Raw genomic sequence first — 13,238 nt, forward strand, 5'->3', positions numbered from 1 at the left:
ATATATCGACGGGGCCTTCCACATTTCCCAAGAAATATCGAAACTTCGACAAGTAAAAGGCCGTGCATCAGCACGGCCTTTTACTTTATATACGGACAGCAGTCCCACTCACTGCAACCATTAGCATCCCTTCGCGAACTACTTCGTAATCCACGTCGATACCTACAATTGCATTCGCATTTTTTTGTCTTGCGAGAGTTTTCATCTCTTCCATTGCAATGTCGCGCGCTTCTTTTAATTTACTTTCATAAGCGCCAGAACGACCACCGACAACGTCACGGACAGAGGCAAAAAGGTCACGAACGATATTCGCACCCATAATCGCTTCTCCATTCACGATATCGATATACTCAATAATTTCTTTCCCTTGAATTGTAGAAGTTGTTGTTACAATCATGCTTCATAGCCTCCCATATAAGATTCTCACTTACTTATGGTGCACTAATTCAGCAGAAATTATATTTACGAACTGAACTGAGCTTCGTATAAACGGCTGTATCCTCCGCCTTGCTCAATTAGTTCCTCATGCGAACCTTGTTCTGCAATACCATCTTTATTTACAACGACGATGCGATCTGCATTTTTAATCGTCGCAAGTCTATGAGCGATAACTAATGTTGTACGGCCGACAGATAGTTCAGCAAGTGATTTTTGAATCGCTAGTTCCGTCTCTGTATCTAATGCGGAAGTCGCTTCATCTAATATTAAAATTGGCGGGTTTTTCAAGAACATACGAGCAATTGCTAGACGCTGCTTCTGTCCACCTGAAAGTTTCACACCACGCTCACCGATAACGGTATCTAAACCGTCTGGTTGTGAGTAAATTAAGTCTTCTAACTGCGCACGTTTTACTGCCTGCCAAATGTCAGCTTCTGACGCCTTTAAGTTTCCGTAAGCGATATTTTCACGAATTGTTCCTGAGAATAAGAACACATCTTGCTGCACAATTCCAATTTGCTTACGAAGTGAAGATAACGTCATATCTTTCGTATCAATACCATCAATTTGGATTGAACCAGATGATTGCTCATAAAAGCGTGGGAGTAAACTACATAACGTCGTTTTCCCTGCTCCTGATGGTCCTACAAACGCAACTGTTTCACCCGCATGTATTTTCAAACTAATATCATTTAAAATCGGTTCTTTGTTTTCATATCCGAACGTAATATTGCTATATTGAATATCACCATGTACATGTTTAACTTCCATCGCATCTTTAGAGTCTACAATATCTGGCTCTGTTTCAAGAAGCTCTACATATCTCTTAAAACCAGCGATCCCTTTCGGATAGCTTTCGATTACCGCATTAATTTTTTCAATTGGGCGGAAGAAAATATTCGTTAATAGAACGAATCCAATAAATCCACCGTACGTTAATTCACCTTGTAGAACAAACCATGTACCACATATTAAGACGAAGAGCGTTACGAGACGCATGAGCATATAACTAATCGACGAATTTAACGCCATAATTTTATAGGCCATTAATTTCGTTGTACGGAAACGAGCGTTGTTAACAGCAAATTGCTCTTTCTCAAACTTTTCATTTCCGAATGCTTGTACAACGCGAATACCACCAACGTTATTTTCAATGCATGCATTAAAATCAGCAACGTCTGAGAATAAACGTCTAAACGTACCTGTCATTTTTTTGTTGAAGTAAAGTGCTAACCATAATAAGAATGGAATGACGAAGAACGTTAATAGCGCTAATTTCCAGTTGATCATCATCATAAATGAGAATGCCCCAACTAAAGTCATAACAGCGATAAATAAATCTTCTGGTCCGTGGTGAGCAATTTCCCCAATTTCCATTAAGTCGTTTGTAAGACGTGAAATTAAATGACCTGTTTTATTATTGTCAAAAAATCTGAATGATAGCTTTTGAATGTGATCAAATAATTTCTGCCTCATATCTGTTTCAATGTTAACACCAAGCATATGTCCCCAATATGTAACGACATATTGTAAGCCTGCATTTAATATATACACTGCAAGTAAACCGAAACAAGCCCATAAAATAAGCGTCCAGTTTTGTCCTGGCAATAACTTATCAATAAATTGATTTACGATAAGTGGGAAGCCAAGTTCTAGTAACCCTGCGACAACCGCGCAAGAAAAGTCGAGTATAAATAAACCTTTATACGGTTTATAGTAAGAAAAAAATTTACGTAGCATATTTCCCCTCCATTTTTCAAAATTAAAAAGACTCCCTAAATGATAACCATTATCAAATAATTATTCAAGTTATCCGTCTATGAAACTTCAAAATAAGGTTTGCGATATTTGTCGTTTTTTGCCGGAAAGTCGATATATTGGAATAATCGCTGATATATTTTCAGTTGCGCTGATATATTCCGATAATCGCCGATATAAATTTCATTTACTACTAATCCCGCCAACCCATAACCAAAAAGGGTATCACCACAAGGTGATACCCTTTCTTCTATTACATCGCTTCCGAATCCCACTCATGCTCCTGCTGAACAAACACAATTCCTAATTCGTGATGTCCCCCAGCGTATAACGCTGTTTGAGCGAGGCGAAGCTCTCCATTTGTATCTAATACTTCTAACTTACAAAATGCTCCTGTCGTCTTCGTTTGAAGCGCATCATAAAATTCTTCAGCGCTTCTTGGTACGACTCCATTTACTTTTGTAATAATTTCTCCAGATAGTAAATTCAGCTCTGCCCCAATTGTATTGGGGATTGTATCTAGTACAACAAGTCCCTCATTACGTGCAGCGAAGTACGCCGGTCTTGTCTCATCGGCAATTTTCTCTTGCATGGAAATTGTGAAACGCCCAAGCATTGCGACTCCCATCGCGATAATGGCAAGTACGTGCCACCAATAACTTGCGATTCCTAAAACTAGCACAAGTCCTGCTAATCCGTACACACGTCTTCCTGTAAATAATAAAGCTTCCGTCGGCTCATAACTTCTAATCCTTCTCATAAACCCAATTAAAAATGGAACGAGGAATAGAGAATATGTATCTGAACCGATTGAAACGACAGGCCACCATGAAATAAATTGTGTTACCGCGTCACCTGGTACAAGAATAAAAATAGGAACGATCCATAAACGCTTTGATTCGTGTAAACCAATCTTTAACCCGCGCTTACCCTTCCTAATCTTCGGTGTAGAATATCCTACTGCATTTTTAGAAATCAATAAGCCCTCTACAACGAGCATGACGCCTAGTAAAATAGCAAGAGATACAATCGTACTCTCTTCACCTTCTCCAAGCTGTAAGAAGGAAACTGGTAGCTTAGAAGATAATAGAACGCATACAATTGCGATACTAAATGTATAAGCTGCTGATAAATATCGATACATAGCAGTTAATCCAAATAGAAACGTCCAAAGTAAGATGACCCATAAGCTCGCTTTGGAAACGGCAAGGCCAAGTCCAATCGTAATAATAGATACGATTAATCCGTATTTAACTCCCGCAAATAAAGATGTTCGCAGTTCAAACCAAATATCATAAACTTTAAAGGAAAAATCCTTTCGTTCTCGTAACATACGTAAGTATCCAACGAAGATACTACTTATTAAAAATACATAGACAGCAGGGTGTAAGAAAAAACGTCCAACCGCCCGCATTATTTCAAAAATCCATGCCTCCACGAACCCATTCACCACCATTTATATCATTCTTTCTTTTTATATTATCATAACTGGACAAACGTTTGTTTAACACAAAAAAATACAGGCAGCAAACTGCCTGTATTTCTTCTTATCCCGCTTTAATGGGCAGTAAGACCCCCACCTCAAAATTCAGCGAAAGCAAAGAATTTAGGTGGGGGATCAACTGCCCATAAAAGTCCGATTGGTTCAACTAATAATCAGTAGGGGATGAAGAAAACCCCCACTGATTAAAGTTTCACTTTATTTCGCTATTAATTTTAATGCGGATTGTAATTGTAGATCATTTTCTCCAGAACGGATTTTTTCAATAATTTTCGTTTGAATCGCTTCAGCTGTCTTTTTATCAAGCTGTCCTGTCGCATCCATTTTATTCGCATTTTGGAATGCTTTCAGCGCTGATTCTGTTTCTTTACTAAAGTATCCATCTTCACGTCCTGGTACATACCCTAAGCTCTTCAGCATTTCTTGCGCGTGTTTTACTTGTACATCATTTGCATTGTATGAAAGTGTCTTTTCAATTTGAATTGGTGTCGCATGATAATAATCTGGTTGCTTCACTTCTACTGTTGGTGCAATTCCTTTTTTATGAATCCAGTTTCCATCCGGCGTTAACCATTTAAACATCGTTAATTTAATGTTGCTGCCATCTTTAAATGGAACGGCTTGCTGAACAGTGCCTTTACCAAATGTTTTTTCACCAACTAAATCGTATCCTTCTCCCTCTTTTAGCGCACCCGCTAAAATCTCTGAAGCAGAAGCACTTCCGTTATCAATTAATACTGAAATTGGATATGGCTTTCTCTCTTTCAGTTCCGTAGAGAACTTCTTCTTCTCACCATTTCGCTGCTCTACTTGTAGCATTGGCTTTTTATCCGTCATAATTTCCCCTAGTATCTCTTCTACACTATTTAAGTAGCCACCAGGATTACCGCGTACGTCAATAACTAAGCCTTTTATGTTTTTCTTCTCTAACTCTTTTAACTGATCCTTAAATTCTTTCGCTGTATTTTCAGCAAAGGAAGTGATTTGCATATAACCGATATCTTTTCCGCTCTCTTGTTTCACAGAGCTAAACACTGTGAAGATCGGAATTTTTTCACGCTTAATTTTAAATACAATCGGATCAGTTACTCCCGCACGTTTAATTTCAATCGCGACAGTCGTTCCTTTTTTACCACGAATCTTTAATACCGCTTCTTCACGTGATAAATCTTTCACACTATTTCCATCTACAGATAAAATTTGGTCATTCGGTTTAATTCCAATCTTTTCTGCCGGTGAGCCTTTAATTGGAGATACGATAATAAGCTTACCGTCCGTTTTGTTCACCTCAGCCCCGATCCCCTCTAGCTCAGGATCAAGCGATTCACTAAACTGTTTTGCCGTTTCTTTATCCATATACGTGGAATAAGGGTCCTTCAGCGTAGACAACATGCCTTGTATTGCACCTTCGACTAACTTTTCATCTTTCACGTCTTCCACATAACGTGAATCAATTAGTCCATACGCTTCATTAATTTTTGCCAAATTCCCTTGCGCGGTGCTAGCGTTTCCACTCGAAATTGTTTGCGTTACCTCTGCTGGGTTAACCCCAAATAAAGACATACCTGCAAACATTCCGCCAGCACCAATTAAAAATGCAACAACCATTCCAATAATTGCAACTCTACGTTTCAATGCGGAATTCCCCTTTCCAAAACACACAGGTGGTGTAGCAAAAGGCATCACACAGTGTGTGATGCCTTTACCTATTTCTACTATATGATAAGCTTGTACGAATTATGTTTGCAACTTTTTATACTTTTAAGAAGCGACGAATTGACATTACACTTCCCCACATACCGATTAAAGCCCCGATTAACACTAGTAAACCAGCTAATTGGAATACGAAAGGACTGTATGGTAGAAGTTCGAAAATTGTTCCGCCAAGTTTTTCGTTAAACACACTTTGTAGTGAATTATACGTAACTAGAATTAGGCCAATTGGAATAATTGATCCTAATACTCCTAGGAATAATCCCTCTAATAAGAACGGCCAACGAATAAACCAGTTTGTTGCACCTACAAGTTTCATAATTTCGATTTCTGTACTACGAGCATAAATTGTAATTTTAATTGTATTAGAGATTAAGAACATCGCTGTGAATAAAAGACCTGCAATTAACGCAATCCCGATATTACGTCCTGTTTTTACAGTATCAAATAATTTTTCAACTTGCCCTTTACCATATTGAACATTGCTTACAAACTGCATTTTCTCAATCTTTTTCGCGATTGTCGCTGTATCTGTTGGTTCTTTTGCTTTTACAATAAATACGTTTTTAAGTGGGTTATCTTGTTCAAATAACTCAAACGTTTTTCCGCTATCACCTAAGCTTTTAATTAAGCGTTTTAGCTCTTCTTCTTTAGATGAATATTTAATAGAGTCTACTTTTGCAACCTTACTCATATCATCTTCTAATTTCTTTTGATCAGCTTCTTTTGCTGCTGGATCAATGTGTACACGAATCTCTACATCTTGCTCTACTTTCGTCGCAAAATGGTTCATATTCATAATCGCTGTTAAAAAGACACCTACAAGTAATAATGTAACTGTTACTGCACTAACAGAAGCAAACGTCATCCATCCGTTACGGGATAGATTCTTTACACCTTCTCGCAAATGTCGACTAAGGGTCTTAGCCTTCATATCCGTATCCTCCCTCAATCTCATCTCGAACAATTTTTCCGCCTTCAATCGCGATTACACGATGACGGATTGTATTTACGATATCTGCGTTATGTGTCGCCATAACGATCGTTGTACCACGTTCATTAATGCGTGTGAAAATCTTCATAATATCAAGAGCTGTTTCAATATCTAAGTTACCTGTTGGCTCATCGGCAATTACAACCTTCGGTCTATTAACAATTGCTCTCGCAATCGCAACACGTTGCTGCTCCCCGCCCGAAAGTTCACTTGGTAGTGCGTCTGCACGATCCTCAAGACCTACAAGACCTAAAACTTCTGTTACACGCTCACGAATGGCTTCTTTTTCTTCTTCAATTACTTCTAAAGCAAACGCAACATTCTCATATACCGTTAATTTAGGTAGCAATTTAAAATCTTGGAAAATTACGCCTAATTGACGACGGAAATATGGAACATCTCTTTCTGCTAATGTTTCAATAACAAGTCCATTTACATTAATCGATCCTGTAGATGGCTTTTCTTCACGATACATCATTTTAATAAATGTAGATTTCCCGGCTCCACTCGGTCCAACTACGTATACAAACTCACCTTGTTTAATGTTAACTGTGAGACCAGCAATGGCTTTCATACCATTCGGGTACTCCTTATAAACATTCGTCATTTTTATCATTATTTATCACCCAATACTTAATGATTTTTTTCGAAATACTTTTCTGTACATCTGAAAATAAAAGATAACCTTTTATTCTCGCTTAACCACTCTTGTTGAAGGTAGTCTACTTACATTTTTTATAAGTAATACTACTATGTAATATATTTCAGCAAAATTCTACAAACCTCATTGTAACATCAAACGGTTTCCAGTTCAGATACAATTTTGTTACAGTTATGTTACACACAAAAAAAGGAAAAGAGTTGTCATAGTTCTTACCAAAAATCCTTTTTGGATAAGACTCTATAATCAACTCGTCCATTTCACCCTTTTTATTTATGGTCAGCTAACCACTCAGCTACTTTTTTCGCATCCTCACCTTGAATAATTCCTGGTGACATAGAACCGCGACCTTTTTCAATAATCTTTTCAATCTCTGCTGCATCATACTTCTGTCCCACTTTTCGTAAATCCGGTCCAGTTGCTCCTGATAAATCTTTCGCGTGACAGCCTATACAACTTTTTTGATAAATTTGCTCTGCGCTATCTGTGCTTGCAGATTGTTTTGAAGGCTTACTCTCTTCTTTATTTCCACATGCTCCTAAAGCAAAAACGACTGATGTTCCTAGCGCAATAGCCAACAATTTCTTTTTCACTTCTATCGCTCCCCATTGTTGATATTCTTTTCATTCCTAACACACTCATTTTCATTATAAGCATTATCTTTATATAGAAAAACTAAGGTATATTTCATATTCTTCAAAAATACAGTAAGAACCCTGATAATATAAAGCTTTCATAAGTTGTTTCAATTCTGTGAACAACGTAAAAATTTCTATAAAGAATTCTTTTTGAACAGGAAATCAGAAAAATTCTGTATAAAGTCTTACTCTATTGCCGCTCTGTTTTACTATTCTCTACTTTTTACAATACAATATACAACATTGTATGCTACATATAATCCCATCAAAAAGAGAAGTTGTCGTTTCCAACTTCTCTTCCTCTTTACTTCATTTATAGAAATAAAATCAAATTCTTTATATCCTCGATTGTCCTCAGCATACGCCGACAACTTTGTTGGCTTTTTTTCGCTTATTAGATACGAGAACGTAAGTAAGCATCAATAAATGGATCAATTTCTCCATCCATAACTGCTTGTACGTTACCAACCTCTGTATTTGTACGGTGGTCTTTCACAAGAGAATACGGGTGGAATACGTAAGAACGAATTTGGCTACCCCATCCGATTTCTTTTTGTTCACCACGAATTTCATCTAACTCCGCCTGTTGCTCTTCTAATTTCTTTTGGTATAATTTCGCTTTTAACATCTTCATCGCGTGCTCACGGTTTTTAATTTGCGAACGCTCTGACTGACATGTTACAACTGTGTTTGTTGGTGTATGTGTAATACGAACTGCTGAGTCTGTCGTATTAATATGCTGCCCACCTGCACCACTTGCACGGTACGTATCAACTTTTAAGTCTTCTGAACGTATTTCGATTTCAACTTCATCATTGAACTCAGGTACAACTTCACAAGATACGAACGATGTATGACGACGGCCTGAAGAATCGAATGGCGAAATACGTACAAGACGATGTACACCTTTCTCTGCCTTTAAATAACCGTAAGCGTTATGACCTTTAATTAATAAAGTAACACTCTTAATACCAGCTTCATCACCTGGTAAGTAGTCAACCGTTTCTACTTTAAACCCACGTTTTTCAGCCCAACGTGTGTACATACGTAATAACATAGAGCCCCAGTCTTGTGACTCTGTTCCACCTGCACCTGGGTGTAATTCTAAAATAGCGTTATTTTTATCATAAGGATCGCTTAGTAGTAACTGTAGCTCATACTCATTCATTTCTTGAATTAAGCCTTTTACTTCTGATTCAAGCTCCTCATGTAAATCTTCGTCATACTCTTCTTTTAAAAGCTCATGCGTTATTTCTAAATTTTCGAATGTCTCATCTAACTGACGGAACTTTCCAACCATATCTTTCAGTGCATTTGCTTCGTTAATTACAGCTTGTGCGCCTTGTTGGTCATCCCAAAATCCTGCACCCATCATTGTCTCTTCTAATTCTGCAATTTGTTTCTCCTTAGTAGGAAGGTCAAAGAGACCCCCTAAAAGCCGCTAATCTCTTAGCCATTTTCTCTAATTCTTGTCTAATTTCTACTAATTCCATTTCCTTCACCTCTATGTAATTGCTATTACTTTCGTATGAAAACAAGGGAAACTCTCTCCACTTACTAGGGAGAGAGTTTAATCCTTTTTTATTATAATTTGCAAAACAAGCTGAATTCAGCAGCCGCATTTTTTATTAGCTTACAACGCCACAGCAGTTTTTATATTTTTTACCGCTTCCACATTTACATAAATCGTTGCGGCCTACTTGGTCACCTTTTACAACTGGTTTTTTCTTCGCCTCTTCGCCATCACTAGATGGATGAACAGCTTCACCTTGAACAACTTCTTGACGCTCTAAGTTTTGTTCAATTTCAGCTTTCATAATGTAACGAGAAATTTCCTCTTCAATAGAAGCAATCATCGATTCGAACATTGCGAATCCTTCCATTTGATACTCACGAAGTGGATCAATTTGACCGTAGGCACGTAAATGAATACCTTCACGAAGGTGATCCATCGCATCAATATGCTCTGTCCATTTCGTATCTACTACACGGAATACAACAACTTTTTCGAACTCACGCATTTGCTCTTCTGGCAGAAGCTTTTCTTTGTCGTTGTAACGCTCTATTAATTTCGCGATAATTGGCTCGCTCATTTCCTCTGGAGCAAGACGACGTAACTCTTCTTCTTTTATATCGCCTTCTTGCAGAAGGTTTGTATTTAAGTAGTCAACAAGACCTTTAATGTTCCAATCTTCTTCAATTTCCTCTTGTGTATGAAGCGCAACAGCACGTTCTACTGTAGATTTCATCATACCTTCAATAATACTGCGTAAGTTTTCAGAATCCATTACTTCTTGACGCTGTTTGTAAATAACTTCACGTTGCTGACGAAGTACATCATCGTATTGTAGTAACTGCTTACGTGCATCATAGTTATTTCCTTCTACACGTTTTTGCGCAGATTCTACTGCACGAGAAACCATTTTACTTTCGATTGGCTGTGAATCATCCATACCAAGGCGATCCATCATTGCTTTCATATTGTCAGAACCGAAGCGGCGCATTAGTTCATCTTCCATAGACAAGTAGAACTGCGTTACACCAGGGTCCCCTTGACGACCAGCACGACCACGTAACTGATTATCAATACGACGGCTTTCGTGACGCTCTGTACCGATAACCGCTAGACCAACGTTTTTAATATCGTCTCCAAGCTTAATATCCGTACCACGACCAGCCATATTCGTCGCAATCGTTACAGCGCCCTTAATACCAGCTTCTGCAATGATATCAGCTTCTCGCGCATGGTTTTTCGCATTTAAAATGTTATGGCGTACACCTTTACGTGTTAACATTTTTGAAATAAGCTCTGACGTTTCAATTGCAACTGTACCGACAAGAATAGGTTGCCCTTGTTTATGACGATTTACAATATCCTCAACAACTGCATTGAATTTGCCTTCCATTGATTTGAAGATTAAATCAGCACGGTCATCACGAATAATCTCTTTGTTCGTTGGAATTACGATAACATTCATATTGTAAATACTACGGAATTCTTCTTCTTCCGTTTTCGCTGTACCAGTCATACCAGATAACTTTTCATACATACGGAAATAGTTCTGGAACGTAATTGTTGCGAGTGTCATACTTTCATTTTGAATTTCTACGCCTTCTTTTGCTTCAATAGCTTGGTGCAAACCTTCGCTATAGCGACGACCTTTCATAAGACGACCAGTGAATTGGTCTACAATTACGATTTCGCCTTCTTGTACAACATAATCTGTATCAAGGTGCATAACAACGTGCGCACGAAGTGCCTGATTAATATGGTGAAGAAGTGCTACATGTTTTAAATCGAATAAGTTTTCAATATGGAAAGCTTTCTCTGCTTTCGTAATACCATCTTCTGTTAACATTACATTTTTCGTTTTCACATCAAATGAATACTCTTTTTCATTTTCTAATGTACGAACGAATGCATTTGCAAACATGTATAGCTCTGTTGATTTTTGAGCTTGTCCCGAAATAATAAGCGGCGTACGTGCTTCATCGACTAAAATAGAATCTACTTCATCGATAATAGCAAAATGAAGTGGACGCTGAACGCACTGTTCTCTATATAAAACCATGTTGTCACGTAAGTAATCGAATCCAAGCTCATTATTTGTGCTATACGTAATATCAGCAGCATAAGCCTCTTGTTTCTCTTCGCGTGACATACTGTTTAAGTTAATTCCTACTGTTAAGCCAAGGAACTCATGAAGTTGTCCCATTTCGCTCGCATCACGTTGTGCTAAGTATTCATTGACTGTAACAACGTGAACACCTTTTCCTGTTAAAGCGTTTAAATATACAGGTAATGTAGATGTTAACGTTTTACCTTCACCCGTTTTCATCTCAGAGATATTCCCTTCATGTAAGGCAATACCACCCATTAACTGCACGCCATACGGACGCATTCCAAGAACACGAGTCGCAGATTCGCGAACAACTGCAAAAGCTTCAGGAAGTAGATCATCTACTGTCTCACCTTTTGTTAGACGTTCTTTAAATTCAAGCGTCTTTCCTTTTAATTGTTCATCTGTTAGTGGCTTAATAGATGATTCTAATGCATCAATTTGCTCAACTGTCTTCTGCATACGTTTAATTTGGCGTTGATTTACATCAAATACCTTTTTTAAAATACCGATCATAGGAAATACGCTCCTCTTTTTTATTAAAATAAAACTTCCGATTGTTTTTTCTTTTTCTATTACAATCAGTCGTTATAAAAATCAAATGTATGTTATGCCAATTTTTCTCCTAATTAAAAAAACTAAAATGTATATACCTAATGATAATTGTAACACTTGTCTTATAACTATGACAACAATCGGCCGAATGTCTCGTTCTAAATTAAGAAAACTTTTTAAAAAAATCTATTTTCAGCAAAAAAAAAGCGCAGCCATTTCGGCTGCGCTTTTGAATTATTATTTAGTTTCGATTAAACCGTATTTCCCATCTTTACGGCCATATACAACATTAGTTTCATTTGTATCAGCATTTGTGAAGACGAAGAAATTATGTCCTAGCATATCCATTTGTAGGATTGCTTCTTCAACGTCCATCGGTTTTAAATCGAATCGTTTTGTACGTACAAGTTCTAGTTCATCCTCTTCTACCTCATCCAGAACAGCTACTGCTTCTGGAAGGATAAAGTTCGTTTTCACAGAACCTTTCTCACGTAACTTACGATTTACCTTTGTTTTATGTTTACGAATTTGTCGCTCAAGTTTATCAACTACTAAATCGATAGCAGCGTACATATCGCTATTAGTTTCTTCTGCACGAAGTAATAAATCAGTAAATGGAATTGTTACCTCGACACGTTGCTTGTCAGAGTATACTTTTAAATTAACTTTAACCTCTGGGAATGTATCAAAATAACGCTCTAACTTACTTAGTTTTTTCTCTACATATTCCTTTAATGCTGGAGTTACTTCAATATTTTCACCACGAATGTTGAATTTCATAGATGAATTCCTCCTTTCAAGCCTATGTACTATAATTTCGACACTGGCTTAAAAACTCCTTCTAACTTTTTAAAAAAATTAGTGGAATTGCGATTTTTTTATCGTTTTTTGTTGAAATGAAAAGATGCATCGTTTCTATCTTTATTTTATCCTATTAACATCGTGAATAACGAATATAACTGTGGACAATTCGTTACAGAAAAGAAACAACTTTTTGACAACTTGATTCATAACAAAAACCCCTTGCAAAAACAAGGGGTTCCACCATATATATAACGTTGCCACAAACGCAGCTTTCTCTTCCCAAAAACAATATCCCTACAGTTTTACAACATTAGCTGCTTGTGGTCCACGTGCTCCATCTACAATATCAAACTCAACTTGTTGTCCTTCTTCTAATGACTTATATCCATCTTGTTGAATAGCAGAAAAATGAACAAACACATCATCACCGTCTTCACGCTCAATAAACCCAAATCCCTTTTCTGCATTGAACCATTTCACTCTTCCTTGCATCTTCATTCCATTCCCTTCACTCTAAAAATCAGGGCATTCGCCCCATAATTTGACTATAACGAAT

At 37.4% G+C, this 13,238-nt stretch carries 11 protein-coding genes; all 11 read right to left on the minus strand.

Annotated elements, in window-relative coordinates; translation table 11 throughout:
* Positions 1-85 precede the first annotated feature (85 nt).
* Positions 86-397 (minus strand): YbjQ family protein, encoded by a 312-nt coding sequence (locus tag ACTFOB_RS13230; RefSeq protein ID WP_000637525.1) that lies wholly within the window; start codon positions 395-397, stop codon positions 86-88.
* 65 nt (positions 398-462) lie between these two features.
* Entirely contained in the window at positions 463-2,178 is a 1,716-nt protein-coding gene (locus ACTFOB_RS13235; protein ID WP_151632121.1) for an ABC transporter ATP-binding protein, read from the minus strand.
* A 271-nt stretch (positions 2,179-2,449) separates the two neighbouring features.
* Positions 2,450-3,652 (minus strand): PDZ domain-containing protein, encoded by a 1,203-nt coding sequence (locus tag ACTFOB_RS13240; protein ID WP_440026363.1) that lies wholly within the window; start codon positions 3,650-3,652, stop codon positions 2,450-2,452.
* A 243-nt stretch (positions 3,653-3,895) separates the two neighbouring features.
* Positions 3,896-5,332: a S41 family peptidase gene (locus ACTFOB_RS13245; RefSeq protein WP_440026365.1), complete on the minus strand. Its 1,437-nt coding sequence runs from the start codon at positions 5,330-5,332 to the stop codon at positions 3,896-3,898.
* Positions 5,333-5,450: 118 nt separating this feature from the next.
* Entirely contained in the window at positions 5,451-6,344 is an 894-nt protein-coding gene (gene ftsX, locus ACTFOB_RS13250) for a permease-like cell division protein FtsX (RefSeq protein WP_000645023.1), read from the minus strand.
* Positions 6,334-7,020 carry a cell division ATP-binding protein FtsE gene (gene ftsE / locus ACTFOB_RS13255; protein ID WP_071724655.1) on the minus strand — a complete coding sequence of 229 codons (687 nt, stop codon included), beginning with the start codon at positions 7,018-7,020 and terminating at the stop codon, positions 6,334-6,336. Before ftsE ends, ftsX begins: the two co-directional genes overlap by 11 nt.
* A 314-nt stretch (positions 7,021-7,334) precedes the next feature.
* Positions 7,335-7,658 carry a cytochrome c551 gene (cccB, locus tag ACTFOB_RS13260; protein ID WP_087959294.1) on the minus strand — a complete coding sequence of 108 codons (324 nt, stop codon included), beginning with the start codon at positions 7,656-7,658 and terminating at the stop codon, positions 7,335-7,337.
* A 439-nt stretch (positions 7,659-8,097) separates the two neighbouring features.
* A protein-coding gene (prfB, locus tag ACTFOB_RS13265) for a peptide chain release factor 2 (RefSeq protein ID WP_440026368.1) occupies positions 8,098-9,196 on the minus strand; the annotation gives its coding sequence in 2 pieces (ribosomal slippage) (positions 8,098-9,123 and positions 9,125-9,196; 1,098 coding nt in all).
* A 135-nt stretch (positions 9,197-9,331) separates the two neighbouring features.
* Positions 9,332-11,839 carry a preprotein translocase subunit SecA gene (gene secA, locus ACTFOB_RS13270; protein ID WP_440026370.1) on the minus strand — a complete coding sequence of 836 codons (2,508 nt, stop codon included), beginning with the start codon at positions 11,837-11,839 and terminating at the stop codon, positions 9,332-9,334.
* A 276-nt stretch (positions 11,840-12,115) separates the two neighbouring features.
* A complete protein-coding gene (hpf, locus tag ACTFOB_RS13275) occupies positions 12,116-12,658 on the minus strand; it encodes a ribosome hibernation-promoting factor, HPF/YfiA family (RefSeq protein ID WP_071710070.1) in 543 nt (180 codons plus the stop codon).
* Positions 12,659-12,976: 318 nt separating this feature from the next.
* A complete protein-coding gene (gene cspC / locus ACTFOB_RS13280; RefSeq protein WP_001990088.1) occupies positions 12,977-13,174 on the minus strand; it encodes a cold shock protein CspC in 198 nt (65 codons plus the stop codon).
* Positions 13,175-13,238 lie beyond the last annotated feature (64 nt).

This window comes from Bacillus cereus group sp. MYBK79-1, assembly GCF_051915365.1.
GTDB lineage: Bacteria > Bacillota > Bacilli > Bacillales > Bacillaceae_G > Bacillus_A.

What these genes read in the sequence shown, in the direction of transcription:
- secA (WP_440026370.1), bottom strand. Translation starts at nt 11,839, where the DNA reads ATGATCGGTATTTTAAAAAAGGTATTTGATGTAAATCAACGCCAAATT.
- ACTFOB_RS13230 (WP_000637525.1), bottom strand. Translation starts at nt 397, where the DNA reads ATGATTGTAACAACAACTTCTACAATTCAAGGGAAAGAAATTATTGAG.
- ACTFOB_RS13240 (WP_440026363.1), bottom strand. Translation starts at nt 3,652, where the DNA reads ATGGTGGTGAATGGGTTCGTGGAGGCATGGATTTTTGAAATAATGCGG.
- ftsE (WP_071724655.1), bottom strand. Translation starts at nt 7,020, where the DNA reads ATGATAAAAATGACGAATGTTTATAAGGAGTACCCGAATGGTATGAAA.
- cspC (WP_001990088.1), bottom strand. Translation starts at nt 13,174, where the DNA reads ATGCAAGGAAGAGTGAAATGGTTCAATGCAGAAAAGGGATTTGGGTTT.
- hpf (WP_071710070.1), bottom strand. Translation starts at nt 12,658, where the DNA reads ATGAAATTCAACATTCGTGGTGAAAATATTGAAGTAACTCCAGCATTA.
- ACTFOB_RS13235 (WP_151632121.1), bottom strand. Translation starts at nt 2,178, where the DNA reads ATGCTACGTAAATTTTTTTCTTACTATAAACCGTATAAAGGTTTATTT.
- ftsX (WP_000645023.1), bottom strand. Translation starts at nt 6,344, where the DNA reads ATGAAGGCTAAGACCCTTAGTCGACATTTGCGAGAAGGTGTAAAGAAT.